Source organism: Enterococcus sp. AZ170, from assembly GCF_050545135.1.
Taxonomy (GTDB): Bacteria; Bacillota; Bacilli; order Lactobacillales; family Enterococcaceae; genus Enterococcus_L; species Enterococcus_L ureilyticus.
This window is the reverse complement of the sequence record NZ_CP172947.1, coordinates 1,239,945-1,266,030: the sequence shown is the minus strand read 5'-3', so window position 1 is coordinate 1,266,030 and position 26,086 is coordinate 1,239,945. Positions and strand designations below refer to the sequence as shown.

Annotated in this window: 24 protein-coding genes; 7 read left to right on the top strand and 17 right to left on the bottom strand. The window is 36.8% G+C overall.

All coding sequences use genetic code 11. The annotated features are described in order from the left end of the window. Positions 1 to 23 precede the first annotated feature (23 nt). From acnA to IGJ55_RS06045, 11 genes are all read right to left on the bottom strand, one after another. Complete coding sequence (gene acnA, locus IGJ55_RS06095) at positions 24 to 2,732, bottom strand: aconitate hydratase AcnA (RefSeq protein ID WP_430607739.1); 2,709 nt, start codon at positions 2,730 to 2,732, stop codon at positions 24 to 26. 595 nt (positions 2,733 to 3,327) lie between these two features. Beyond that, on the bottom strand, positions 3,328 to 4,719 hold the full coding sequence (locus IGJ55_RS06090) for an oxaloacetate decarboxylase subunit alpha (RefSeq protein WP_429950765.1): 1,392 nt from the start codon (positions 4,717 to 4,719) through the stop codon (positions 3,328 to 3,330). 1 nt (position 4,720) lies between these two features. Next, positions 4,721 to 5,257, bottom strand: a complete 537-nt coding sequence (gene citX / locus IGJ55_RS06085; RefSeq protein ID WP_429950763.1) for a citrate lyase holo-[acyl-carrier protein] synthase — start codon at positions 5,255 to 5,257, stop codon at positions 4,721 to 4,723. Continuing rightward, positions 5,250 to 6,779 carry a citrate lyase subunit alpha gene (gene citF / locus IGJ55_RS06080; RefSeq protein ID WP_429950761.1) on the bottom strand — a complete coding sequence of 510 codons (1,530 nt, stop codon included), beginning with the start codon at positions 6,777 to 6,779 and terminating at the stop codon, positions 5,250 to 5,252. Before citF ends, citX begins: the two co-directional genes overlap by 8 nt. A gap of 1 nt (position 6,780) precedes the next feature. Continuing rightward, entirely contained in the window at positions 6,781 to 7,668 is an 888-nt protein-coding gene (gene citE, locus IGJ55_RS06075) for a citrate (pro-3S)-lyase subunit beta (protein ID WP_430607736.1), read from the bottom strand. Next, entirely contained in the window at positions 7,656 to 7,964 is a 309-nt protein-coding gene (citD, locus tag IGJ55_RS06070) for a citrate lyase acyl carrier protein (RefSeq protein ID WP_069638693.1), read from the bottom strand. The genes citE and citD overlap by 13 nt, the downstream gene beginning before the upstream one ends. Positions 7,965 to 7,977: 13 nt before the next feature. Then, entirely contained in the window at positions 7,978 to 8,973 is a 996-nt protein-coding gene (gene citC, locus IGJ55_RS06065) for a [citrate (pro-3S)-lyase] ligase (RefSeq protein ID WP_429950759.1), read from the bottom strand. 13 nt (positions 8,974 to 8,986) lie between these two features. Then, the gene (locus tag IGJ55_RS06060; RefSeq protein WP_429950757.1) at positions 8,987 to 9,112 is read right to left on the bottom strand and encodes an OadG-related small transporter subunit; all 126 of its coding nucleotides are present in this window, start codon (positions 9,110 to 9,112) and stop codon (positions 8,987 to 8,989) included. 35 nt (positions 9,113 to 9,147) lie between these two features. After that, positions 9,148 to 10,263 (bottom strand): sodium ion-translocating decarboxylase subunit beta, encoded by a 1,116-nt coding sequence (locus IGJ55_RS06055; protein ID WP_010764492.1) that lies wholly within the window; start codon positions 10,261 to 10,263, stop codon positions 9,148 to 9,150. A gap of 43 nt (positions 10,264 to 10,306) precedes the next feature. Then, positions 10,307 to 10,711: an acetyl-CoA carboxylase biotin carboxyl carrier protein subunit gene (locus IGJ55_RS06050; RefSeq protein ID WP_429950755.1), complete on the bottom strand. Its 405-nt coding sequence runs from the start codon at positions 10,709 to 10,711 to the stop codon at positions 10,307 to 10,309. Between the two features lie 385 nt (positions 10,712 to 11,096). After that, complete coding sequence (locus tag IGJ55_RS06045) at positions 11,097 to 11,426, bottom strand: hypothetical protein (RefSeq protein WP_429950753.1); 330 nt, start codon at positions 11,424 to 11,426, stop codon at positions 11,097 to 11,099. A 401-nt stretch (positions 11,427 to 11,827) separates the two neighbouring features. Here IGJ55_RS06045 and IGJ55_RS06040 point away from each other — a divergent pair, with 401 nt between their 5' ends. The 3 genes from IGJ55_RS06040 (at position 11,828) to citG (ending at position 14,903) form a co-directional block, all read left to right on the top strand. Next, positions 11,828 to 13,171: a CitMHS family transporter gene (locus IGJ55_RS06040; RefSeq protein ID WP_069638697.1), complete on the top strand. Its 1,344-nt coding sequence runs from the start codon at positions 11,828 to 11,830 to the stop codon at positions 13,169 to 13,171. Between the two features lie 156 nt (positions 13,172 to 13,327). Then, entirely contained in the window at positions 13,328 to 14,032 is a 705-nt protein-coding gene (locus IGJ55_RS06035; RefSeq protein ID WP_069638698.1) for a GntR family transcriptional regulator, read from the top strand. Continuing rightward, a complete protein-coding gene (citG, locus tag IGJ55_RS06030; RefSeq protein ID WP_429950751.1) occupies positions 14,016 to 14,903 on the top strand; it encodes a triphosphoribosyl-dephospho-CoA synthase CitG in 888 nt (295 codons plus the stop codon). The genes IGJ55_RS06035 and citG overlap by 17 nt, the downstream gene beginning before the upstream one ends. An 18-nt stretch (positions 14,904 to 14,921) precedes the next feature. Here citG and IGJ55_RS06025 read toward each other — a convergent pair whose 3' ends face one another. Then, on the bottom strand, positions 14,922 to 15,650 hold the full coding sequence (locus IGJ55_RS06025) for a response regulator transcription factor (protein ID WP_069638700.1): 729 nt from the start codon (positions 15,648 to 15,650) through the stop codon (positions 14,922 to 14,924). A gap of 111 nt (positions 15,651 to 15,761) precedes the next feature. Between IGJ55_RS06025 and IGJ55_RS06020 the strand changes: the two genes are divergently transcribed. Next, positions 15,762 to 17,612 carry a sensor histidine kinase gene (locus IGJ55_RS06020; RefSeq protein WP_429950749.1) on the top strand — a complete coding sequence of 617 codons (1,851 nt, stop codon included), beginning with the start codon at positions 15,762 to 15,764 and terminating at the stop codon, positions 17,610 to 17,612. 151 nt (positions 17,613 to 17,763) lie between these two features. Beyond that, entirely contained in the window at positions 17,764 to 18,972 is a 1,209-nt protein-coding gene (locus tag IGJ55_RS06015) for a YdcF family protein (protein WP_429950748.1), read from the top strand. Positions 18,973 to 19,035: 63 nt separating this feature from the next. Here IGJ55_RS06015 and IGJ55_RS06010 read toward each other — a convergent pair whose 3' ends face one another. Continuing rightward, on the bottom strand, positions 19,036 to 19,377 hold the full coding sequence (locus IGJ55_RS06010) for a hypothetical protein (RefSeq protein WP_430607731.1): 342 nt from the start codon (positions 19,375 to 19,377) through the stop codon (positions 19,036 to 19,038). Then, a complete protein-coding gene (locus IGJ55_RS06005; RefSeq protein WP_429950746.1) occupies positions 19,374 to 20,672 on the bottom strand; it encodes a Y-family DNA polymerase in 1,299 nt (432 codons plus the stop codon). The genes IGJ55_RS06010 and IGJ55_RS06005 overlap by 4 nt, the downstream gene beginning before the upstream one ends. 196 nt (positions 20,673 to 20,868) lie before the next feature. Here IGJ55_RS06005 and IGJ55_RS06000 point away from each other — a divergent pair, with 196 nt between their 5' ends. Next, entirely contained in the window at positions 20,869 to 21,915 is a 1,047-nt protein-coding gene (locus IGJ55_RS06000) for an AI-2E family transporter (protein ID WP_069638705.1), read from the top strand. Positions 21,916 to 22,187: 272 nt separating this feature from the next. Here the strand turns inward: IGJ55_RS06000 and IGJ55_RS05995 are convergent, their stop codons facing one another. Continuing rightward, the gene (locus IGJ55_RS05995; RefSeq protein WP_069638706.1) at positions 22,188 to 22,703 is read right to left on the bottom strand and encodes a DUF5067 domain-containing protein; all 516 of its coding nucleotides are present in this window, start codon (positions 22,701 to 22,703) and stop codon (positions 22,188 to 22,190) included. Between the two features lie 150 nt (positions 22,704 to 22,853). Next, positions 22,854 to 24,080 carry a serine/threonine protein kinase gene (locus IGJ55_RS05990; protein WP_430607729.1) on the bottom strand — a complete coding sequence of 409 codons (1,227 nt, stop codon included), beginning with the start codon at positions 24,078 to 24,080 and terminating at the stop codon, positions 22,854 to 22,856. 130 nt (positions 24,081 to 24,210) lie between these two features. Between IGJ55_RS05990 and IGJ55_RS05985 the strand changes: the two genes are divergently transcribed. Further along, on the top strand, positions 24,211 to 24,639 hold the full coding sequence (locus tag IGJ55_RS05985) for a helix-turn-helix domain-containing protein (RefSeq protein ID WP_430607727.1): 429 nt from the start codon (positions 24,211 to 24,213) through the stop codon (positions 24,637 to 24,639). A gap of 60 nt (positions 24,640 to 24,699) precedes the next feature. On the opposite strand, the gene nhaC is transcribed toward IGJ55_RS05985, so the two are convergent. Next, positions 24,700 to 26,073 carry a Na+/H+ antiporter NhaC gene (nhaC, locus tag IGJ55_RS05980; RefSeq protein ID WP_430607725.1) on the bottom strand — a complete coding sequence of 458 codons (1,374 nt, stop codon included), beginning with the start codon at positions 26,071 to 26,073 and terminating at the stop codon, positions 24,700 to 24,702. Positions 26,074 to 26,086 lie beyond the last annotated feature (13 nt).

Sequence of the window (26,086 nt, the reverse complement as noted above, 5' to 3'; positions counted from 1 at the left end):
TCTCCTATTTTTCTTAGACTAAACTAGCTTTGAAGCTTTTTACGAATCACCATTGGCAAGATGCCACCATGCTGATAATAAGTGATATCAACAGCTGAATCAAAACGCAGAATAGTTTCAAATATGATTTTCTCTCCATCTGGTTTAGTCGCAGTGACCGTTACATCATCTAAAATTCCTTTTGTTTCATCGATAGCGATGTCAAATAGTTCAGTTCCTGTTAAACCCAAACTATCCGCATCTTCTCCATGTTTAAATTGCAATGGTAAAACACCCATCATGACTAAATTAGAACGATGGATACGTTCATAACTTTTTGCGATGACTGCCTCAACACCTAAAAGCTGAACTCCTTTAGCAGCCCAATCTCTAGATGATCCCATTCCATAATCATCGCCGGCTAAAATAACTAGCTTCGTTCCCTGTTTTTGATACTTCATCGCAGCATCATAAATGGCCATTTTTTCTTGTGTTGGGCCAAAAATGGTATAGCCACCTTCAATTTCCGGCACTAATTGATTCCGAATTCGAATATTCGCTAACGTCCCTCTCATCATTACTTCATGGTGTCCACGTCTAGCACCATAAGAGTTAAATTCACGGACTTCAACACCTCGATCAATTAAATACTGACCTGCCGGACTATTTTTTTGAATACTTCCAGCAGGTGAGATATGGTCTGTTGTCACCGAATCACCAAATTTCGCTAGTACAGCTAATTTTTCTAATGGTTTTCTAGACTCTCTTTCTTTGGTCATTCCTGTGAAGTATGGTGGATTAGCAATATAAGTAGAGCTTTCTTCCCAACCATACAATGCTTCAGCATTCGTTTCAATATGGTTCCATTCCTCATTGTCACTAAAAACTCTTGCATATTCCTGTTTATATAGCTCTGGTGTCACACATGTATCGATCAATTCCTTAATTTCATCTCTAGAAGGCCATAGATCATTAAAATAAACAGGTATTCCGTTTTCTCCAAGACCGATAGGCTCCTTCATTACATCGATGTCGACAGTTCCTGCTAATGCATATAAAACCACTAATGGCGGAGAAGCCAGATAATTGGCTTTAACAAGCGGATGAATCCGACCTTCAAAATTTCGATTGCCACTTAAAACACCCGCTGTTAGAAGGTCATTATCTTTAATCACTGCTTCAACTTCTGATTTTAGTGCGCCAGAATTACCGATGCAGGTCGTACACCCATACCCAACTAAGTGAAACCCAAGCTGCTCTAGGTATGGTAATAAACCTGCCTTCTCAAGATAGGCTGTCACAACCTTTGAACCGGGCGCTAAAGAAGTTTTTACATAATTAGGTACTTGTAAGCCAAGCTCTGCAGCTTTTTTGGCTACCAAGCCTGCGCTTAACATCACGTATGGATTAGACGTATTTGTACAGGAAGTGATTGCTGCAATTGCTACTGCTCCTGGTTTTAATTGATGGTGAACACCGTCTAGCTCTAACGCAACACTTTGCGCCCGCTGTGCCTTAGATAATCCATATCCTTGCAGTCCCGCTGGAGCTTTTACAACTTCTTCAAAGGCGGTTTTCATTTCTTTTAAAGGCACTAGATCCTGTGGTCTTTTTGGTCCAGCCAGATTGGCTTGTATTTTACTTAAGTCGATTTCAATAACTTTTGTATAAGCTGGTTCTATATCATTGATTGGATCATAGAACAATTGGTTCTCTTTTAAATAGCGTTCGGTAACGGCTACTGCTTCTTTTTCTCTTCCTGTTAATCGCAAATAACGAATCGTTTCATCATCTACAGGGAAAAAGCCACACGTTGCACCATATTCTGGAGCCATATTTGCCACAGTTGCCCGATCAGCTAAACTTAAACTTACCAAACCTGAGCCAAAGAATTCTACAAATTTCCCAACAACTTTTTGTTCTCTCAACACTTGTGTCACCTTTAATGCCAAATCTGTTGCCGTTGCCCCAAAAGATAATTCATTGACAAAACGGACACCCACGACCTCTGGGATAGGAAAATAAGACGGTTCCCCAAGCATACTCGCTTCTGCTTCGATTCCACCAACACCCCAGCCTAAAACGCCTAATGCATTGACCATAGTAGTATGAGAATCCGTTCCTACTAATGTGTCAGGATACAGTAAAATCGTACCATCTTCTTGATTTTTTTGTGTCACAACGGTTGCTAGATATTCAATATTGACTTGGTGTACAATTCCAGTTGCTGGTGGAACAACACGATAATTATCAAATGCTTTTTGCGCCCAACTAAGAAACTTGTATCGTTCCTGATTTCGTTGAAACTCCATTTTCATATTCAGTTGCAGTGCTTGTTTGATACCTGCTACATCTACCTGTACCGAATGATCCACAACAAGATCCACAGGAACTTCAGGATTTATTTTAGATGGGTCACCGCCAAAATCAGCAATTGTTTTTCGCAAAGAGGCTAAATCAACAACAGCAGGAACACCTGTAAAATCTTGAAGAATCACTCGCGCTGGTTTAAAGGGGACTTCACCTTTAGACTCATGTTTTGAAGACCATTTAGCTAAATTATCAATATGTTCTTGCGTAATCCCCGTACCATTTTTCTGCCGTATGATTGATTCCAATAAGACGCGGATACTAAATGGCAACTTTGAAATAAATGAAGACTGCTCTGTTTCTAGCGAAGCTAATGAATAATATCGGTACTTTTGATGATTCATTTCAAAAAATTTTTCTGATGATTGCTTAGTTGTAATCAAAAACATCCCTCCTAAATATAAATGCTGAACTAGCCTGTGAAGCTAGCTAATATAAAAGCTATACTGATTCTTCCAGCTCCATTTGAAAAATATATGTGTGATGTTTTTTGACGCGAATATATTTTTCCTTGTAATGTTAAGCATTTCAAATTCATATCAATTGTATACACTTCCAAAAAGAAAAAAATTGATCTCTAGCTTAAATATAAACTTGATTTTAGTCATTATAATCGTATTGTAAATAATTGTAAACCTTTTAAAAAATGAGAAAAGTTATATTAACTAACATAATAGCGTAATATTTGTGTAATGAATGAAATCATTGAATTTAAAGCTTTCAATCGATATTACCTAAGGTTTCTACAAACAAAATTAGCTAAAACACACAATTAACACACTGTTTTCTAATTTTATACACATTTATTTTCAAGCTATTTTATAATTGAACAACTGACATTTTCTAAGTCATATTTCAGCTATTTCAAGTAATTTTTACCGCTTTCATGTCAGCCAAAATTTTTTTATTTTTATGATGAATTCTTTCCAAAGTAAAATAAAAGCGTTACAAAATCAATTGATTTTGTAACGCTTTTACTTAAAGGTCGAACGTAACTTTCACTTCTTGTGTTGGTACATCATAGAAGCGATCTTCTCTTCTGCCTAAGAAATCTTTTCCTTGTTGTGGGAACAATGCATACATCAAAACATCTTCAGTTGATCTTGCATATTGCTTGATTTCTTTTTCGTATTTGGCAAGCTCTGGTGTTAATAGATCAGCCGGTCGAATCGTAATGACTTCTTCCTCTCCAATAATTAATTTCGTCATCTCTTCTGAAATCGCAACTGGCGGTTTTCCATATAGTCCTTTGACGTAATCCTTGATTTCTTTTGGCACCATTTTGTAGCGTTCTCCGCTGATCACATTCATTACAGCTTGTGTGCCGACCATTTGTGATAAAGGGGTGACAAGTGGAGGATAGCCTAGATCAGCACGAACTTTCGGTACTTCTTTTAAAACTTCTTCATATTTACCGGCTAATCCTTGCTCTGTTAATTGACTCAATAAATTCGATAGCATTCCACCAGGTACTTTATAGATCAAGGTCTTTGGTTCGGTATCTTTAACTTTAGGATTCAAGACTCCTGCTTCTCTAAATTTATCCCGAATCGGGTTAAAATAGTCAGCCGCTTCTGCTACTTTTTTCATATTTAGATGAGTATTATAGCCTAAATTTTCTAATGCTAACGCCATTGATTCTGTTGCTGGTTGACTCGTTCCACCTGAGAACGATGAAATCGACGTATCGATAATGTCAGCCCCAGCCTCAACAGCTTTTAAATAAGTCATTTCAGAAATACCACTGGTTGCGTGCGTGTGAACTTCTAAAGGCACTTGAATCTTGTTCTTGATTTCAGAAACTAAACGGTAGGCGTCATCAGGTGTTAAGATCCCTGCCATATCTTTGATGCAAATCGAGTCAGCCCCCATCTTCTCTAGTTCCGTTGTTAAACCGACAAAATAGTCAATTGTATGAAATTCACTTGTTGTATAAGAAATCGCCGGTTGGCAATGACCACCAAATTTTTTCGTTGCTTCAATCGCTGTTTGCAAGTTTCTTGTATCATTTAAGGCATCAAAAATACGAATAATGTCAATGCCGTTTTCAATTGATTTTTGAACGAAGGCTTCAACAACATCATCGGCATAGTTTTTATAGCCAAGTAAATTTTGTCCACGTAAAAGCATTTGTAGTTTTGTCTTGTTGACGACTTTTCGAATCGCTCTTAAACGTTCCCAAGGATCCTCATTCAAAAAACGAATACAAGCATCAAAAGTAGCTCCACCCCACATTTCTAACGCGTGATAGCCTGCCTCATCCAATGTTTGAATAATCGGCAACATATCACTTGTCGGCATTCGTGTAGCAATTTGACTTTGTTGACCGTCACGCAAGACCGTTTCTGTAAAAAGGATTTTTTTTGTCATTTCATCCTTCCTTTCTCATTAGTTGACTGATTGCTTGTTGCATTTCTGTTAGGCTATGCTGTCTTTGTCTTCCACAAACTTTCGCTTCTGCTTCACAAATGAAACAAGTCCTTGGTTTGTGATTTAGTTCGGTACGACTGACAGAACGTAAGATTTTGTCCTTTAGATAAACGACATCTAAATCCATTAAGCGACCATAGACATGCCTTTCTTCAATCTCAATTAGTTTTTTCTTCAACTCTTCAGATGTTTCATCAAGGACTAAATAATATTCTGAACCTGTTTTCAGCTCTCTGTGATTGCGAGCGACTATTTTTTCAGGAGGAAAAAGAGCATTGATCTCTTTAATGACAGTTAAGAAGATATGTCTTAGCCGCTCGTTCGTCTTTATAGGTCCAGGAATATTCATGGTAGCACTTAATAAAACACAAGCAGGATGCTTTTGTAAAAGTTCTCGCTGAATAGTTACTCGCTTATCTCGAGCGTTCAGCATGTCTATCAGTGTAATCGTTTCTCCCTTTAAGTAGGTTTCAGACATTTCTGACCACATCGATAATTGACCCATCACGATATTCGATCAAGGCAACGACTTTATCGCCATATTTGATGGCATCTGGTTTATCTACAATACTATAGGCTTTTTCTTGAAGTTCTTTCATTGTTAATTGTGGAACATCTAGTGCTTTAAAGTGTTCTACTAAGTCTTGTCTTTCTGGATTGATGGCAATCCCAACTTCTGTCACCACCACATCAATACTACTACCTGGCGTTACAACTGTATTTACTTCTTCAACGATTGTCGGAATTCTTCCTCTGATCAATGGTGCAATCACTAAACTCATTTTGCAAGCCGCACTTGTATCTGAATGTCCGCCAGATGCGCCACGAATTATACCATCTGATCCAGTAATCACGTTCACATTAAAATTCGTATCGATTTCTAACGCTGAAAGAATTGCAGTATCTAATTGATTGATGACAGAGCCCTTACTTAATGGTGAAGCATACATATTTGCATCGATTTCGTAGTGATTCTCATTCTTACCTAAAGAAACAGCAGAAGGATGATCAAAATCTTGGACATCGATGATTTTTTCAACGAGTCCTTCTTCTAATAATTCAACCATTGCGTTCGTGATACCACCTAAAGCAAAACTAGCAGTAATCCCATCTTTGATCATGGCTTCTTTCAAAAATCTAGATACAGCTAATGCTGCACCGCCAGTTCCCGTTTGGAAAGAGAAGCCATTTTTATAGTAAGGCGAATGTGTGATAACTTTCGCTGCGTATTCCGCAATCAAGAGTTCTTTTGGATTCTTTGTAAAACGAGTAGCTCCTTTAGCAATCCCATCAGGATCACCGATCGCATCAACTTCTACAACAAAATCCACATCGGTTTGTGGGATACTGATTGGTGTGTTGGGATAGGGCATCAAGCTATCTGTAATGACTACTACTTGATCTGCATACTTCGCATCGATCATTGCATAGCCTAATGAACCACATGTTGCTTTGCCTTTGGTTCCATTTACATTGCCATAGGCATCTGAACTTGGTGCGCCAAGAAAAGCCACATCAATATGGATATCACCCGTAGCAATCGCTCTCGCACGACCACCATGAGATCTGATCACAACAGGGTTTTCCATGATACCTTCAGAAATCGCAGCACCAACTTTATCACGTAACCCACTAGAGGTAATATTTGTTACCACTCCATTTTTGATATGGTCGATCAATGGTTCATGAACATTGGCAATCGAACTTGGCGCAATTGATAGATTTTTGATGCCTATCGCTGCGATTTCCTTTAATACCATGTTCATCACAAAATCGCCTTCTCTGAAATGATGATGGAAAGAAATCGTCATCCCATCTTTTAATCCTGTTTTTTTAATCGCTTCTTTTAAACTTCCTAATAGCTTTGTATCCCTTGGTCTGACAGGATTGATTGTGCGGCTAGATTCTTTGTACTCCTGAATATTCGCTAGTTCACCTTTAAATAAACCGTATTGCTCAGCATAATTATCTGGAATTTCTTTGCCTACATTATTTTTCATTTTAGACTTCCTCCTCAGAAATTAATTTTGCTGCAATGGCTAAAGCAATTACTCGCTCTGCACGTTCAACAATTGGTTTATCGACCATTTTTCCGTTCACTGAAATCACGCCTGAGCCTTTTGCTTCGGCTTCACGAATTCCCCAAATTACTTCTTTTGCATGTTGGATTTCTTTTTCAGTCGGCTCATAGACACTATTTACCAATGGTATTTGACGTGGATTAATGACTGATTTTCCATCAAAGCCTAATTGTTTGATTAATTCAACTTCTGCTAAGAAACCTTCTGTATTCTCTACATTTGAATAAACAGTGTCAATTGCTGCAATTCCGGCAGCTCTAGCTGAATGTAAAATAAAACTACGGGCAAAAAATAATTCTTGTCCATCTGGATAACGATGTGTTTTCATATTTGTTACATAATCCTCGGCTCCAAGCGCAATACCGATCAAGCGATCACTTGCCTGAGCAATCTCTCGAGCATTTAAAACACCCTCTGCTGACTCGATTGCCGCCATCATTTTCGTGGTGCCAACAGCGATTCCATATTTTGTTTCCATTTCAGTCATAACTGTCTCTACATCCACAATATCTTGAGCAGTTTCTGTTTTAGGTAAACGAATCACATCAACACCTGCTAAAACCATCGCTTCAACGTCTTGTCTCCCTACTGTATCTAATCCGTTGATTCGAACAACAGTTTCTACAGAAGAATAATCAAATGTTCTCAAGGCATGATAGACAAGTAAACGGGCGCTATCTTTTTCTTTTAATGAAACCGCATCTTCAAGGTCAAACATCAACGAATCAGCGCCATATAAAGTGGCGTCTCTTAACATTGAAGCATTCGCTCCAGGTACAAACATCATCGTTCTTCTTAAACGTTCCATGTATTTAACACCTGCCAGTCTACATTTTCTTCACCAGTAGCGCGATAAACAGCTGCCACCGTTCGAGCTTGAATTGTACAATCCAATGCTCCCTTATCAATTGCCTGAACCTTCGCATCCGTAACTGACAAATTAGTTAAAGTTTCTTGTATTTTTTCACGAATTTGACGACCAAATTGCTTTTCAACACTACTGTCTAATTCAATTAGAATTCCTTGTCCGCTGTTTTTTCCAATTGTAATCATGATATCACTTGATTCAGTTGTACCAGCAGATGCGTTTTGTTTGATTTCCAAAATATACACCTCATTACTTATTTTTTTGTTTGATTATTTCTTCAAAAGTTTTAGGCGGAACAAGGGGCTTGATCGCTGTATAAAGTTCCTGTTCCATCAAAGCTCGCACTCTAGTAGCACTGATAACTTCTTCACCAATTCGTTTTCTTGGTAAAATAACTAGCTTCAGCTGAGAACCAAAAGTCTTTTTCATTGCCTGATTATAAATCTCTGTTACCTCTGAAAATGGCTCTTCTCCAACAAATCTAGTTGTAATCGATAAAGCAGAAGCAATCTTTTCTTTAAATAAAGTAGCATCCAAAACAGCTTGAACTTGCGCAATATTAGCTTTCGCTTGATCTTTCAAAAAATAAGATGGAAAAGTTGCACTGGATACCATGTATTCTCTTGTTGGTAAAACAACAACGTTTGATAAATGACTGACTCCTTCTTTTACCAGTTCAAAACGAGTCTTTGCATCAAACAGAGAGCGCTCCTCAGACAAAACAAAGAGATAAACCGTCTCAGCACGTTTAGCGGCCTCTGTAACTAAGTATAAATGACCCTTTGTAAATGGATTGGCATTCATTACAATTGCTGCATTGTACTTTGTCATTCGCTGATGCTTTTTAAGTTCCGCTAAATAGTCTTCAAAGTCAGGAAAGCCTTGCTCCATAAAAACCAGTTCAGCTGTTGCCGCAATTTCAGCAAAGCCTAAAGATTGAAACAACTGACTGTTTTTTGGTTTGGTATACAAAAAATAATGCTGATACCCCATTTCCTGCAACCGTTCTCGTAATACTTGAACAATTTTAGAAAGTAAATTTTCATTTTGATAAGAGAAGTCGATTGCAATGCATTTCAAAATATTTTGAAAAATCGAGCCTGTTCCAATAAGCTTCTCCTGATCATAGATACCGATCGTATAGTCTAGATGATCATCAGGTATTAGATCAGCCCTAGTTAGAAAATCTGACCACTGCTGCCTTCCCCTCTGATCTCGATCAAGCCAAATTCTTCTGATATTCATTCCGTATCACTTCCTATTTATTCGGTGGAAATACTTTACTTAACACAAGCGACGCAAAGTAAATCACAAAAATGACAACAAACACGCCACCCCACCCAAAAACCAACAGTTCAAATGATTTTAGTAAATCAGCTGACATAAGCCAAGCTCCTTTCTTCCTATGCTATCAAAATCCTACGCAAGTAATGCCAATAATAAACCGCCCGCAATAACGGATGCGATTTGTCCAGATACATTAGCACCTGCTGCATGCATTAAAATAAAGTTCTGCGGGTCTTCGTCCGTTGCCATTTTTTGAATCACTCGGCTGGACATTGGAAACGCTGAAATTCCTGCTGCACCAATCATCGGATTGATTTTTTCTTTTCTAAACAGATTTAATAATTTCGCAAATAAGACACCGCCAACAGAATCCATTACAAAAGCAACTAACCCAAGTCCAATGACCATCAAGGTATCAACTTGTAAGAATTCTTCGTACTGCATTTTTACTGAAATTGCTAACCCTAACACAATACTGATGATGTTTACTAGCTCATTTTGAGCTGTCACAGATAAACGATCTAAGACGCCACATTCACGCAGCAAGTTCCCAAACATTAAGAAGCCAACTAGCGGAAGCGAAACTGGTGCCACCAATCCAGCAACAACCGTAATTACGATTGGAAATAAAATTTTCGCTGTTTGTGATACTTCACCCGCACGATACGTCATACGGATTTGGCGTTCCTTTTTCGTTGTAACGGCCTTAATTGCCACTGGTTGAATAATAGGAACCAAGGCCATATAAGAATAAGCTGCCACCATAATTGCGCCCATATATTTCGAATTCAATGTATTTGCAACGAAGATAGATGTTGGACCATCTGCTGCTCCAATAATTCCAATAGAAGCTGCGTCATTTAAATCGAAGCCCAATAATACTGCTGCAATAATCGTAAAGAAAATCCCGAATTGCGCAGCTGCACCAAACAATAATAAAAATGGATTTTGTAATAATGGTCCAAAATCGATCATAGCGCCAATTCCGATAAATAGTAATAGTGGAAATAACTCCGTCGAAATTCCCATGTCAAACAACACCTGAAAGGGACCGGCTTCTCCGCCAGCACTTAGTACACCGGAATTAGGAAAATTGACTAAAATCGTTCCTAATCCCATAGGCACAAGTAAAGTCGGTTCGTACTCTTTTTTGATACCTAAGTACATCAAGATCCCACCAATCACCATCATTACAATACGACCAGGCTCCTGTCCCATTCCCACTACGCCTTCAATTAATGTCTCCACAAACGTCACTTCCTCTTTTAAAATTAAATTACTTTTTTCTTATTTAATTGATTGTAATAAGCGGTTCTCCTGGATTGACCATATCACCTTGTTGCACATGAATTCCCGTAACTGTTCCAGCTTTGCCAGCTACGATTTCATTCTCCATTTTCATCGCTTCAAGAATCATTAATGGTTGATTTTCTTGAACCGTATCACCAATATTTACCAAAATTTTTAAGATTGTTCCAGGCATCGGTGATGGCATTGCATCACTTCCGGCTGGTGTGCTTACTGTAGGTGCTGCTTGCTCGCCCGGCGCAGGTGCTGGTGTTGTTGGTACTGCTTCTACCACAGGTGCTGCTGGTGCCGTTGGCGTTGCAACTGGCGCTTGTGGTACACCGCCAATTTCTTCCATCTCTACTAAATACTCTTTTCCATCAATTGCGATTTTAAACTTACGTAACATTTTTTCTCCTCCTAAAATTAAAAGTGTAGCAGGCTCGTCCAGGCTCGACTGAAAAATAGAAAAATATGTTTGTGACGCTTTTTGTCACAGGCAGATTTTATCTTTTTTCCGAGAGACTAGCCCATGAAACTAGATAACATAAAAGTGTAGCAGGCTCGTCCAGGCTCGACTGAAAAATAGAAAAATATGTTTGTGACGCTTTTTGTCACAGGCAGATTTTATCTTTTTTCCGAGAGACTAGCCCGTGAAACTAGATAACATAAAAGTGTAGTATGCTCATTCTGCTCTGACTGAAAAATAGCTAAAATTGACGGTGATGCTTTTTATCACATTCAATTTTTATTTTTTCCAAAAAACTAGTCAAAACCGTCAAGTCATCCAAACTCTACTTCATTTTGTTTTCCTTGATTGATCGAATGACAAACTGACTCTGTGCGTGATCAGCTGCTGCAATACTGGTAGCGATCACAGAAACCAGTTGTGCTTCTGGATTTCTTTTTGAAATGCGTTTAATAACAAATTTACTTTCAGGCTGTTCTCCAGCCGCAATTGCTGTTGCAATTATCGAAACTAATTGATACTCTCCTCCTTCTATTGGAATGTAGCCAGCAACTTCCTGCCATTCATTCTGTTCTTCTATAGTAGGAAAAAGTGGTACTTCATCTTTTTTTATTTCCGTCTTTTCTTTATTAAACAGCCGTTCAAATAGACCCATGAACTCACATCCTTTCTGTTTATGAATTCATTATAGGTAAAAACGATTACAATAAAATGAATTCTTCAACCAGAAATTGTTCTTTCGCTGTTCCTTCTCCTCTCTATCCATTTAAAACATACAAAAACGTTGATATAACAACGTTTATAAGCATTTAAGGATTTATTAACATCTTATTAACATCTCTTTAAGAAACCGCTCTCATTTGTGTTTTTTTGGTGTTCTTTTTCCCCTCTTCATCTATTTATCTAAACTTTCTTCGCTTAAACTAAACATTGTTAAACGAAACAAGAAAGGGCTTTCTAGCATTACCTTATTGTTATTTTTCTATTGATCCAACACATCCAAAGAGACGCCCGATTGTTTTGGAAAACGAATTTAGTGTTGAAGGAGAGAAAAAAATGTTATTAACTGTTTTATCTTATGTGATGATCATCGTCTTTATGTTCGTCATCATGAAAAAGAAAATGTCACCGTTTACAGCTTTGGTTTTGATTCCACTGATTTTTGCTCTGATTGCAATGTTTGCTGGTGTTTCTAATAAAGGATCTATCGGAGACTTTGTTATGGAAGGAATCAAAACAACATCCACCACGGGTATTATGTTATTGTTTGCCATTCTTTATTTTTCAATTATGTTGGATGCGGGGTTATTTGACCCAATCACTAAGAAGATGATCCACATTGCAAAAGGCGATCCGATGAAAGTATTGATCGCGACGGCTGTTGTTGCAGCAGCTGTTTCTCTTAATGGCGATGGCACAACTACAACCTTGATTTGCTGTTCTGCTTTTATTCCTATCTATAAAAAGTTAGATATGAAATTGATGAATTTAGGTGTTTTGGTTATTTTACAAAATACGATCATGAACTTGCTTCCTTGGGGTGGACCAACTGCTCGTGCAATGAGTGTGTTGAATGTTGGTGCTGAAATTTTAGCTTACTTAATTCCTGGAATGATCCTTGCTCTACTTTATGTGATTTTCATCGTAGCACCTTCTATGGGTAGAAAAGAACGAGCTCGTCTTGGGATCAAACAGCTAACTGATGCAGAAATCGATGCCATGACAACTGTAACGGACGAAGAAACATTGGCGATTCGCCGTCCTAAAATTTGGCTATTCAATGCTATTCTAACGATTTCATTGATTGCGTTGTTGGTCACTGATTCATTCGTCGGTCTTGGCTTACCCCCGTTGTTCTTATTCTTAACCGGGACAGTTGTTGCTTTGATGGTCAATTACCCAGTCTTAAAAGATCAGTCTAAACGGATCGGCGCAAATGGCGGCGACGCTGTTCAAGTTGTTATTCTAGTTTTCGCAGCAGGGGTCTTTATGGGCCTTTTCCAAGGAACTGGTATGGCAGATGCATTAGCTCAAAGTTTCACAAAAATCATTCCAAATCAATTGGCGGGCTTCTGGGGCTTAGTCATCGCATTGATTTCAGCTCCTGGTACCTTCTTTATTTCAAATGATGGGTTCTACTTTGGGGTCTTACCTGTTTTAGCAGAAGCTGGACGTGCTTATGGATTCACCGATATGCAGATGGCATTGGCTTCATTGATGGGGCAAGCATTCCACTTGTTAAGTCCTTTAGTTGCCTTCATCTACCTATTACTTCGTTTAACAGGTTTAGATATGGGGCAATGGCAAAAAGAATCTGCAAAATGGGCATTGGGGATTTTCATTATCTTTGTTGTAACAATTGTGCTAACTGGCCATATGCCACTTTATATTCCGCAATAACATGTGACCTTTGAAAATCGCACAATCCTTAAAATGGCTTGTGCGATTTTCTGTTTAAGTAGAAGTTTTTCTTATATTTTTTAGCTGATTCTTAGCAATACAGAATGAAAAGATTCATTTATCTTTTCTATTATCAACGTGCAAAGGAGTGATCCAATGAGTACTATATCAGAAGCTGTTGGAAAAAATTTAGATTTAAGTCTGAATGAACCTTTAAAAGAACTCGTGTACAAAGCCTTTAGAAAAACGATCATTCTAGGAGAAATTCCTGCTGGACAACGAATCAACGAAAAAGAATTTTCCGAAGTGATGAATATCAGTCGTACGCCGATTCGTTACGCCTTACAAAAACTTGTTGAAGAAGGATTAGTTGATCATGTTCGAGGGGTAGGGATTATTGTTCGTGGCATCTCACTGAATGATGCAACCGAAATTTATGCAATCAGAAAGTCTCTAGATGTTTTAGCCACCATCACTGCAATGAAAGAGATGTCTCCAGAAGATTTTGATGAATTGAAAGCACTGCTGGAAGAAACAGAGCGTTTAAATGAAGCAAATGAAATCGACCAAGTACTGCAAAAATTTTCTGATTTTAATGAGCTGATCTATGAAAAAAGCAAAATGTTGCGATTAAAATCGATTGTTATGAAGTTGCGAGAGTACCTTGTCTATTTCCGAGATATTTCCATTCGCTCAAAAGATCGAAGAGATAAGGCGCTAAATGAACATTGGTTGATTTATCAATGCATGATGAACCAAGAAGAAGAACAACTAAAGCAATTGATTACTGAGCATCTAGACTATTCTCAAACATTCATTATTAAAGAAATGGAAAAACACTTACATGAAACAGCTAACTAAAAAAACAAATCCACAGCTGATCGGTGAATTTGCTTTACAAGCATTGTTGTATGAAGCCACTCTATCTCCAAAACCAGGTTTAGTCGATCCGGTAAGCTGTGGTGCACATAAAGATATGAATTATTTAACCTTTATCGATAGCAGCATCGCTCTTGCACCTTTTTTTACTGAATACGTCCAACTGGGCTTCACTCATGAAGGAACGCCTGTTGACTTATTTGAAAAGGTCCGAATGCTAGGACAACAAGCTGAAAAAATGATGCTGATCAAAACCAAAGGAATCAACACTCATAAAGGAGCAAATTTTTCTTTTGCACTGCTTTTAAGTGCCACTGGAAAAATGATGCAAGAACACCAATTAACGGTTCCCTTTTCTGAGCAAAACACTACGGACATTTTAGCGTATGTAAAGCATATGACAACCGGCTTACTTGCCAAAGATTTTGCTGACTTAACAAACAAAAAGCAGTTGAGTTATGGAGAAAAACTTTATTTAGACTATGGGATCACTGGCATTAGAGGAGAAGCCGAAGCTGGATACCCTTCACTCAAAACGATTGCTCTGCCATTTCTAAGACAATGCCAAAGACACTCAACAAGAGTAATGTTCTTGTTATTACTACTGCATTTAATGGCTACCACCGAAGACTCTAACGTGATCAACCGAGGTGGCATTTCAGCTTGGCAAAACGTCAAAAAACAAGCTGCGGATCTCCTCAACTTGTTTGCTGCCGATAATTCTGTGGAAGAACTAGAAAAATTACTGATTTTCTTTGATCAAAAATTAATACAAGACAACCTAAGTCCTGGCGGAGCTGCTGACTTACTAGCCTTAAGTTTCTTTTTTGCCCGCTTAGAAGGTTTAGTTTAAGCTTTACATACTTAAAAACTAGACACTACTTCCAGCTTCTTTTCCTTGTGGATTGAATAGATAGCCGATCCCCCACACTGTCTGTAAATATTGGGGCTTTTTAGGATCGTCTTCGATTTTATTTCTTAGATAATTAATATAAACAGTGATGAGATTTTTATCCATATCCCCATCACTCCAAACACTTGCATAAATCTGTTCTTTACTAAATACTTGATACGGATTTTCCATAAAGAACAAAATCATCATGATTTCTTTAGACGTCATATTCACTATTTCACTATTTTTACAAAATTGATATTGATGTTTATCAAATGAAAAGATGCCTTCTTTCAACATCGTTTCATCACGATGTTGACTTAGTGTCAATAGCTGTTCTGTTCGGTTCAAGGTACTGATAACTTGGGCGCGTAAAACATCTGGGGCAAAAGGTTTAGAAAGATACACATCTCCTCCTGATTCTAGACCACTGATAATATCCTGCTCGCTTTTTTTCCCGCTAACAAATATAATCGGTGTCAAAGGTTGCCGTTCCCTAATCAATTGAGCTAAATGATATCCATCATTTTCATGTTCTAAGCTGACATCCAAAAGAAACAATTGAAATTCCACTCGATCCATGATGTCTAATGTTTTTTCAATCGTATCACTTTGATACACCAATAATCCCGTTGACTGAAGCGACTTCCAAATCAAACGGCGAATTGCAGCATCATCGTCTACCACTAAAATTTTTTCGTTTCGCAACGTCTACACCTCTTTATTCTTTTGCCATTATCTATACAATAGCCGAATTATCTTTAAATTTCAACATGAACTTGTTATGATATGAACAGACTTTTAAAAGGAGCTATACCAATGAAACGAACGAATAGAATTGTAAACATCATGATTTCAGCAATGATTGTCTTTATTGTTGTATCCGTTTTCTTTGCAATTCGTGGTTTTTCCGTTATCCGCAAAACAACCACGGAAAGCGGACAGGACTTTTTACTGCAATCAACGGAATATGTTGGAAAAGTGATCCAACTTTCTATGAAAAATCGGCATCAAGCACTTAATTACTTAGCAATCGATGGCAATTTAAAAAATAGTGATGATCCCGCGACCTATTTACAAAATAGCCGCTCTTCTTTAAATACATTCTTTGACTCGCTAAATAATGAAGCGAATGTTCTTTTTTATATGGAAGCGGACGGTACACCCTTGTATGCTTTTCATTGGGATACTGAAAAAAAGCAGGTCGACATTGCAGATATCGAAACGATTCGGCCATTCATTCGTCATGACTTGTCTTTGAAACAGTTACTCGATAAACCAACTGCGCAAAACGGGGACTCTTATTTTATCAATAAAAAAGCCTATGTCAATTTTTACCAAGAAATCAAAACAACGACTGGTCAAATCGATGGTTATTTGATTTTACCGTTGAATTTGGAAGCCTTTTATAAAAATTTCCTTCAAGATTTTGAACTAGATTATAAAGGGTATCCTATGATTAAAGATCGATCAATGACCGTTGTAATGCATCCTGTAGCCCAACAAGTTGGGTTAGACATCATCAACGGGCGAGAAAAACTTTACCCCGATTTTGATTATTCTGATTTAAAACGTTTAGAAAAATATCAACTAAACCATTCTTCGGGAAAATTGACCTATAAATCTTATTGGTGGGATGAAGATACTCCTACAGAAGTTTTAAAAATCAGTGCCTTTGAATGGATCGATGTTGGTTTAGCCCATTGGGTGGTTGCCATCAATGCTGATTATAATGAACGAAATGATGATATTATAAATTTCGTGATCGTTCTATCCTTTCTTTTGGTTTTATTATTATTATTAATTATTATTTGCTCACTATTCATTCATAATTTCCGAAGAAAAGAAACGATTGAAGCAGAAAATCGGAAGCTGATCGAAAAACAGAAGCAACAAAAAATGCAGCATCAGCTTGAACTTGAACTCTATCAACGAAATAAAATGGAAACGGTCGGTTTACTGACGACGTCAATCGTTCATGATATGAATAATTTCTTAACACCGATTATTGGGAACACTCAATTATTGTTGGAAGAACATCAGGATGATCCTATATTAGAAGCAGATTTAGAAGAGATCTTACATTCAGCTCAAAAAGGAAAGCAATTATCTTCAAATGTGCTGCGGTTTTCAAAGCCGCAAAAAAGCGTACAAGAATGGATCGATATTTCCGCTGCAATCGGTGTCGCTACTCATCTAATAGGAGAAATCATTCCTAAAAACGTTAGACTTTCTCTCTCTATTCAAGAAAATCTAGGCACGACTAAATTGGAAGAAACGGATCTACAAAATTTGATTTATAACTTGATCACTAACGCCTATCAAGCAACAAAAGAGAATTCAGAAAAGGCGCAAAAAATTGCGATCAATGTGTCTCCTGCTTCAGAAGAATTAACTAAGACACTAAAAAAAGACAGTCATCGAACCAATCATATCGATCAGTTTGTGACACTGGAAATCTCTGATAATGGTCCAGGGATTCCGGCAGATTTAAAAGAAAAAATATTTGAACCCTTCTTCACCACAAAGTCAGCTGATGAAGGGACTGGCCTAGGCTTATTTGCGGTTACTTCGATTGTAGCAAAATATGAATGGCACCTTTCATTAGTTTCGGAAAGAGGAGAAGGGACCCACTTCTTCATAACAATTCCCGTTCGATCTTGTAAATAAATAAAAAGAAACATTCTTCTATTTTATTAATATGGAGAATGTTTCTTTTTAAACTAACCTCCCTAAATATGATCAAATACGCATCATAGTATTTTTTTTGTTCATTTTTCGTTATACTAGTAGTGAAATCATTTATTGAAGGAGTTCTATTATGGGGAATTATTTTAGTATTATTATTGGTGTTATGTATTTGATTGGTGTCTTCTTGATTCCAAAATGGCGTCGAAAAAAATTGAAACCAAACTGGAAATTTTATGAATTACTTTGGTTTTCACTTTGCTTTATCTTTTATGTTATCTATTTAGAAGTTCAACTTCAGACCTATTATTTTTTGATTCCATCAACCTTTTTATTCCTTTTTCTTTTTTGCTATTTTAAAGAAAAACGCCGATTAGTAAACGGCTTATTATTCAATCTATTTTTGGTTGTTGGGATGACTTATTTAGGCTCTTTGTTAGTTCGAACAGTTAATCCATTGTTAATACTTTTAGCGGGCATTACTGGTATTGTCTTGATCTTGCTTTTATTGATTGGTCTTTATGGTTTAGTGGTTTTCTTATATTGGAATGCTATTGTTGTCATGAAAAAAGAAGGCCATTCCTTAGCAAATCTATTAACACTACTTTTAGCGATTGGGTTGACCGTCTTTCTGGTTTTCAGCTACTTCTCCTCACGAATCTTGCCTTCATGGGCCTCATTATTATTTGGTATTTTGCCTTTCTCTATGTTTTACTTTTTCATTGTGTTCTATAACTTTTTAACCATTTCGATTATTTATCAGTTTAATCAGCCTAATTATGAACAAGATTTTATTATTGTGTTAGGATCAGGCTTGATCGATGGAAAAACAGTTCCCCCACTTTTAGGAAAACGGATCGAAAAAGCCATTCAATTTTACAAAGCGCAAGATCGTGCTACTTTAAACCCGCCAAAAATTCTTATGTCTGGTGGTAAAGGCGATGATGAACACATTGCAGAAAGTCTCGCAATGAAAAATTATGCTCTTGAAAAAGGAATTCCAGAAAAAGATATTTTAGTTGAAACAAATTCTAAAAATACTTTGGAAAACATGAAATTTTCTAAAGAAATCATGGAAGCAAGCTTTGGTGGAACAAACTTTAAAGCAATCTTCACTACTAATAATTTCCATCTATTCCGAGCAGGCCTTTTTGCAAAAATGGCGCATTTAAAAGCAGATGGAATCGGGGCAAAAACTGCCTTTTACTTCCTCCCAAATGCTTTTTTAAGAGAGTTTATTGCAATCATAATGATGCATAAACGCCGCCACTTGATTATTTGTGGGCTTATTTCTTTGATGATGTTTCTATTAGCACTAGTCGATTTGTTTTTTGTTTCTTGATAGAAATAGGCTGAGTCCAAATGGGTTAGGATAGAACACCTAGAATTCTATCCTAGCTATTTTTTAACTAAGCTGCACATGACGAATCTCATCATACCCAATCTTTTGCCCATCTACATAAAGCCCTAACTCATCATGACCTTGAATCCTTCCTTTGATATCTGCCCCGTAATTTCCTTCGCTGTCCAATTCTTCTTTTTGAATTGTAATCTCGATCTGATTCTGAAATGCTTGAGCTAATACTTCGTCGATTTCAGACCAAGTCATTTGAGTTTTCTTTTTAACTGTCTTCTTTTTTTGCTCTTGTTCGATCATTGCAGTATGCTCAGATAAATAAAACCCAGCCCACTTTTTCATTTTTCGATCTTGGTACTGTTCAAAATAATAATCCCGCTCCTTACTCATTGCAAGCCCTCCATTCCCCCTGCATGTCCACCAACTAACGATGCTCTTGAAATTGCTGTACCACCAGATGAGACTGAGCTTGCGTGGACCAAAGAAACATAGCCAAAACGCTGCCGGATATCATCGATTAACTTGTCTAATTTCAGTTCTTTCATCTGCTCATCTGGTTCATGAAATAAATCTAACTGTACATAAGTATTGTAATTCAGTTTGGAATACGTAATTCCAATATGTCGTACCTCTTCTCCATGCCAATGCTGCCTAAAAATGGTTAAACAGTATTCGATTAATAGCTTGCTGCTATTTGTTAAAGGCACCTTCATTTGTCTTGAAAACCCTGTTCCACCTGATGAACCTGCTTTTGAAAAGCCCACAGATAAATGAACACATTCTGTCTGGCAATGGGCTTTTCTCAGTCGTGCTGCCACTTGTTCCGCCATCTCTCTGATCACAACTTCGATCTCATCTTGTCTCATATAATCCCGCATCAAAATCTGAGAATTGTTATAGGAACGTTCTTCTGGTATGTATTTTTCAGATAAACGACTACGATCGATACCATGCGCATGGGCATATAACTGTTCGCCAATGATTCCTAAATTCCTTTTGAGACTATTTACATCAGCATGAGCTAAATCATACACAGAACGAATACCTAAATTGTTTAAACGTTTGGCTAATCGATGGCCGATTCCCCACATATCCGTCATTGATTCGATAGTCCAGACTTTTTCAGGAACATCTTCATAATGCCACTCAGCTAACCGTTCTTTATTATGTTTCGCTTCAATATCCATCGCTAGTTTGGCTAATAAAGGATTATCACCGATTCCAACTGTGATGGCTAATCCTGTCTCTTTTTTGATTCTTTGTTGGATGATTTCAGCTACAGCTTTTGGCGTTTGACCAAACAACTTCCAACTAGCACTTACATCTAAAAAAGATTCATCGATCGAATAAATATGTAAATCTTCTTTTGAAACATACTCTTTGTAGAGCTCATTGATTTTCATATTTTCTTTGATATATTCATTCATTCGTGGCGGTACGATCATTAATTCTGGATGATTGGGTACATCGTATTTTCTTGTTACATTGGTGATCCCTAGCACTTCTTTTGCTTTTGGAGAAGAGGCCAGAACAAGACCGCCGGTGTTTTCAGCATGACTCATCACAACTAACATTTTTTCAAGTGGGTCATAGCCTCTAGCCACACATTCGACTGAGGCATAAAAGGATTTTACATCAATACAAAAAAGCACTCTTTTAGGTTCTTTTTCATAATCAAAAATCATCGCTATCCTCTCCTTATTCTACTTCACAACCAATTATACGAACATAAGTTCTTTTTGTAAAGGGGAACAATTTTTTAAGTTTTTGAATTAAAAATAATTTTTTTAGAATTATAGATAAAACTGCTATCTTAAATTATGAAAAAGCATTATAGTTATCTTACAAGATAATAAGTAAAGTATTAAAGGAGCGAAGCCTGTGTCTATTTATGAAAAGTTTATCCAAAATGAACGGTTACGACGTTTTTTTGTTTTGGCTGTTATTATTTTTATTTTATTTTTAGCTAGAAGTATGATCACGATGATTCTATTAACGTTTATTTTTACGTTTTTGGCCCTTCATTTTGTGAAATTTGTGCAGCAATATTTAAAGATTCCCTCTATCATAATCGTTTTAGCTACTTATTTTTTGATTGTTTTTTTAGTTTATCTAGCTATCACAAAATACGTTCCCGTTTTGATTCATCAATCGGTTCAAATGTACAATTCCGTCATCCATTTTTATCAAACACCAACGGATGACCATAATCAATTTTTAGTGATTATCGATAACTATCTAGAAAAATCGAATCTAATGTCTCAAATCCAAAATGGTGCGAGTATTCTTTTGCGTTATGTTCAAGATGTTGGATCAATCGGTCTTTCCTTTGTCCTTTCGTTTATCCTCAGTTTCTTTTTTATGATCGAGAAAAAACAAATGGCTGAGTTTTCTAAGTTGTTTCTAAAAAGTGACTTCGACTGGTTTTTCAAAGATATTTACTTTTTTGCTGATAAGTTCGTCAATACATTTGGTGTCGTGATGGAAGCCCAATTTTTTATTGCACTTGTCAATACTGGAATTACCACTATTTGTTTGGCCTTGATCGGCTTTCATCAATTACCAAGTTTAGCGATCATGATTTTTATTTTAAGTCTGATTCCCGTTGCAGGTGTGATCATTTCTTGTATTCCACTCAGTTTCATTGCATACTCTGAAGGTGGCATCAATGATGTGATTTATATTTTGATTGTGATCATTGTTGTGCACTTATTCGAGTCTTATGTATTGAATCCTAAATTTATGTCTAGCAAAACTGATCTACCGATTTTTTATACATTTGTTATTTTACTGATCAGTGAACGCTTATTTGGAGTTTGGGGACTGATTGTTGGGATTCCAATTTTTACCTTCTTTTTGGATATTTTAAAGGTCAAACCGATTCATTCGGTTACTGAAAAACATCCTGATTCACTAACAGAAGAATAAAAAAAGTGAACGTTTGGATTTACTCCAAGCGTTCACTTTTTGTGGTTTTGGCTGTTTTCGTATTTGGCAAATCAGTCAGGCAGCAAAGACTAATTGATTTCGGACCAAATAACTACATCTTAACAGCAACTGATCCAATCAACCTAATACACGGCCATATATAAGGAATAGTACTCAATTCCTTTGCTCCCTTTGAAGCTAAAAACTAATACTTTTCTACTTAAAGAAAAGCTAGCTGAACCACCTTTTTCAACCCTTTTTACTCTTTTCATTTATTCCAAGATAAACTCTTTTGTCACCTTCACTTTATCACTAAATAGTTTCGTTGCTTCAACAGCTATTGGTGTTGTCATGTCAGCTAATTTGTAAGGTACTTTTAAATTCAATGTTGCTCCTGGCTGGATTTCAGTCATCGAATCGACATAGCCTGATTCTGACATAATTGCTAATTGTAACGCTATCCCATTTTGAAAAGCTTTCGTTGTGATCGATGTTAAAAACATCGCATTTTTATCACTGTTGTTCGTAAATTCATACTCGATCACACCTACATCTTCCCCATTATAATCTTTTGCAAACGACAGCTCTTTGATGGCAATGTGATAATCCCCCAGATCACCAGCATCCGTTTGAGCAGGTGCTTCTGATTCTTGTTTTTTTACAACTGTACTTGTTGTTGTTTCTTTTTTAGACGTTGTTTCTTCTTTAGAATCAGATCCCATATTTACTAGAACACCACCTACTACTAAAATACCGACTCCGATCAAAACAATTTTCTTCACGTTCATTTTTTTGTCTCCTTTGTTATTTAGTCCGTTGGTACACCTTGATAATACCCAATCAGCACAGAATAATCTTATGCATTTTGCATAGTCAGAGAACAAAAAAACTTATTCTGTCTTTTGACTCATAGAAATCCGTGACAGAATAAGTTTATATTAATTGAAATGTTTGTAGATAAATGAATTAAGCTCTAAACCAACTTTTGTGAGCACAAGCCAAAATAAAAAGATCAAACCATAACCGATATAACGGTAAACTCGATTACCAGATGAAAATAGAGGCAGTTTTCTTTGATAATCTAAAAAATTGGTGAACAAGATAATCGGTAAGATAAACATAAAAAGATAGTCCACAAATAATTGGATTCGCAAACCTGTTGTCGGTTGCTCCAATACATTCCCTATCGTCCCAATAATTAAAAATACATACCAAACCATTGCAATTACACGCTTCCACATGACTTCTGTTCGAAAGCCTGGAATATATTTTCTAAAAAAACTTGCGATAACTTCATACCAACGACTGATGATACTGGTAACCTGTTTCACATAGTTGTTCGTATCCCATTTGTTTGTATTGGGTCTGGTATTGGTGTACGTTCTTATTGGGCCTTTTTCTAAAGTAACAGCACGAGACTTTGCTCGTTTAGCGGCAGCTATTTGCCGCAAGCGTTGTTGTCTAAGTGCCTGATGCATTTCTAAAGCTGACTGATAACGTTCTGCTGGTTCTAGTTTTGTTGCTTTACGAATGACTCCTCTTAACATGGGATCTTGCGTCAGCTGTTTTTTAGGATACTCCTTTACAGAGCAAATATTCATCACAATCCCTAGTGAATACAGGTCACTCCGTTCATCTGACTCGGCAAAACCAAATTGTTCTGGTGCGGCAAATCCCATAGTTCCTAATTGGACCGTGTCACTTTCTTTTTCACCATCAACAGCCCGAACAGCATCAAAATCGATTAGCTTAATAGTTCCTTCACTGGTCATCATAATATTCCCAGGTTTTACATCTCGATGAACTAAGCCTTTATTGTGCAAGGCGCCTAAAGCTTCTAAAACAGCCATCGTTATCGTTAAAATCTGGTCTGTTTCTATTGTTTCAGAGGACTGGATTACATCGGTCAAGGTTTTTCCCTGGACAAATTCTTCATAAAGCCAAAGCTTTCCGTCTTGAACCACAACTTCTTGAATTTTAGGTAAATGACGATGTTCGATTTTTTGAAGTGCATCTAAATGCTCTTCTAAATATAACGGATAACATTTTTTTACAAAAAATTCGTTGGTATCATTTTTCCGAACAAGAACTGGTCCATTTAATTTATCCGTTAGAGGTTCGATTTTTCTATAACGAAGAGCTAACTCATTATTGCTATTTTCCATGATTACACTCCATTGCTTCAATTTACTTTTTAATTATAGCAAAAAATTCATTGTAATAGGATCGATCTTTGTTAAAATCGATGTATAATGAATATAACACAATTTAGTTTGACTTTAGGGGATTAAAAATATGCACGAGAAAGATACAGATAAACTAGTACACTCACTGAAAAAAGCCGAAGATTTTCATACTATTTTTTCTGAAACACGTCAATATACCATTGATCAAACACTGAAAACCTATCTAGCGTATTGGTTGAGTGAGAAGCACGTTTCAAAAAGTACTGTACTTAAAAAAGCAGGTATTGCAGAAGCAACTGGCTATCAATACTTTGATGGCAAACGAAATCCTTCTAGAGAAAAAGTCATTGCTTTAATGATTGGTCTAGGCTTAACCTTGGAAGAGTCCAATGAATTAATGAAAAAAACTGGCTATGCTCAACTCTACCCTAAACATCCTTGGGATGCTATAGTGATTTATGGTATCACTCACAGTTTGACTATTTCAGAGATTGATGATTACTTATATAGTGAAGGACTGAAAACATTCGGTGAGTAGTTTACACCTAGAATCAAAAAAATACAACAGGATTCCCGCAAAAGAATCCTGTTGTATTTTTTAGCTTCTTTTTGATTTTTTTTTGCTACTCAACGTCACTAAAAATGACAGCACCGGGAGAATATAGCAAAAAACTGCATAAGGTAGATAATTGATTGTGGTGATCTCTAAAGTTCCTGAAATAAATACTCCGCTCACTCCCCACGGAATCAACGGATTTACAACAGAGCCTGCATCATTCAAGCCTCTAGATAGCTGAGTCAATGGAACTTGTTTTTCTTTGAATTTATTGATAAAAGATTTCCCAGGTAAAATGATTGAAAGATACTGTTCTCCAATCAGTCCATTGATTCCGATCGAACTCATCATTGTAATGAAAATCAATTTATACCGAGAATCAATCACTGCTTCAAATCGTTGAAGCAAACAGTCGATAATTTCCATTTCCACTAATAATCCACCTAAGGCTAACGCCAAAATGATCAATGATACAGACCACATCATACTTTGAATCCCACCTCTAGAAAGAAGCTCATCTACTTGCATATTGCCGGTATGAGAAACAAAACCATTTTGAATCATATCAGCTGTTTCTACAAATGAAAAGTGTGTACTTGTGAAGAACATCAAAATGAGTGATACGCAAATACTTAAGAGTAATGTAGGTATTGCAGGAATTTTTTTCCATGCACAAACGAACAAGATCGCCAAAGGAATCATCTCGACAAAGGAAATCGTAAAATTATTATTTAATGTATTTATAATGCCATGAATACTTGTACTATCTAAAGTACCCTCATAGCGTAATCCCATAATTAGAAAATAACCGAACGAAAGTACAGCAGCTGGAATTGCTGTTTTATATGTATTTTTCAAATGTTCAAATAAATCGACTTCTGAAATGGCTGCTGCTAAATTTACTGTATCAGAAAGCGGTGAAATTGAATTGCCTAAAAAAGCTCCTGAAACAATTGCACCTGTTGTCAATGCAGGATCGATTCCAATTAAACTACCCATTCCTAAAAAGGCAATCCCAATCGTTGAGATTGTGGTAAAAGAACTACCAACAGCACCACCGACAATACCACAAACAATAAAAACTGTTGGAATAAAAAATTTGACTGATAAGAAAGAAAAACCTAAAACCATGATCGTGGGAATCGTTCCTACTGCGATCCAAACACTGATCAACGCACCAATCAAAATAAAAATCAGCATTGGAATAATGCCTGAAGTAACACCTTCAATCAACGCATTATGGATGAAATCCCAAGAAAATTTTTTATACACCGCAAATAACAATAAATAGCCAATTGCAAGCAATATAGCGACATGAGCAGGAATACTAAAACCAATAATACTTATGCCAATCATCAATAATAATGTTATTAATAAGAAAACTGCTTCGTTTAAATTCACCTTATATTTTTTCATATAGCTTCCTCAC

Bases quoted from the DNA above. Each gene is read 5' to 3' on its own strand.
- IGJ55_RS06090 (WP_429950765.1), bottom strand. From the start codon at position 4,719: ATGACAAAAAAAATCCTTTTTACAGAAACGGTCTTGCGTGACGGTCAA.
- citX (WP_429950763.1), bottom strand. From the start codon at position 5,257: ATGTCTGAAACCTACTTAAAGGGAGAAACGATTACACTGATAGACATG.
- citF (WP_429950761.1), bottom strand. From the start codon at position 6,779: ATGAAAAATAATGTAGGCAAAGAAATTCCAGATAATTATGCTGAGCAA.
- citE (WP_430607736.1), bottom strand. From the start codon at position 7,668: ATGGAACGTTTAAGAAGAACGATGATGTTTGTACCTGGAGCGAATGCT.
- citC (WP_429950759.1), bottom strand. From the start codon at position 8,973: ATGAATATCAGAAGAATTTGGCTTGATCGAGATCAGAGGGGAAGGCAG.
- IGJ55_RS06060 (WP_429950757.1), bottom strand. From the start codon at position 9,112: ATGTCAGCTGATTTACTAAAATCATTTGAACTGTTGGTTTTTGGGTGG.
- IGJ55_RS06050 (WP_429950755.1), bottom strand. From the start codon at position 10,711: ATGTTACGTAAGTTTAAAATCGCAATTGATGGAAAAGAGTATTTAGTA.
- IGJ55_RS06045 (WP_429950753.1), bottom strand. From the start codon at position 11,426: ATGGGTCTATTTGAACGGCTGTTTAATAAAGAAAAGACGGAAATAAAA.
- IGJ55_RS06040 (WP_069638697.1), top strand. From the start codon at position 11,828: ATGTTATTAACTGTTTTATCTTATGTGATGATCATCGTCTTTATGTTC.
- IGJ55_RS06035 (WP_069638698.1), top strand. From the start codon at position 13,328: ATGAGTACTATATCAGAAGCTGTTGGAAAAAATTTAGATTTAAGTCTG.
- citG (WP_429950751.1), top strand. From the start codon at position 14,016: ATGAAACAGCTAACTAAAAAAACAAATCCACAGCTGATCGGTGAATTT.
- IGJ55_RS06020 (WP_429950749.1), top strand. From the start codon at position 15,762: ATGAAACGAACGAATAGAATTGTAAACATCATGATTTCAGCAATGATT.
- IGJ55_RS06015 (WP_429950748.1), top strand. From the start codon at position 17,764: ATGGGGAATTATTTTAGTATTATTATTGGTGTTATGTATTTGATTGGT.
- IGJ55_RS06010 (WP_430607731.1), bottom strand. From the start codon at position 19,377: ATGAGTAAGGAGCGGGATTATTATTTTGAACAGTACCAAGATCGAAAA.
- IGJ55_RS06005 (WP_429950746.1), bottom strand. From the start codon at position 20,672: ATGATTTTTGATTATGAAAAAGAACCTAAAAGAGTGCTTTTTTGTATT.
- IGJ55_RS05995 (WP_069638706.1), bottom strand. From the start codon at position 22,703: ATGAACGTGAAGAAAATTGTTTTGATCGGAGTCGGTATTTTAGTAGTA.
- IGJ55_RS05990 (WP_430607729.1), bottom strand. From the start codon at position 24,080: ATGGAAAATAGCAATAATGAGTTAGCTCTTCGTTATAGAAAAATCGAA.
- IGJ55_RS05985 (WP_430607727.1), top strand. From the start codon at position 24,211: ATGCACGAGAAAGATACAGATAAACTAGTACACTCACTGAAAAAAGCC.
- nhaC (WP_430607725.1), bottom strand. From the start codon at position 26,073: ATGAAAAAATATAAGGTGAATTTAAACGAAGCAGTTTTCTTATTAATA.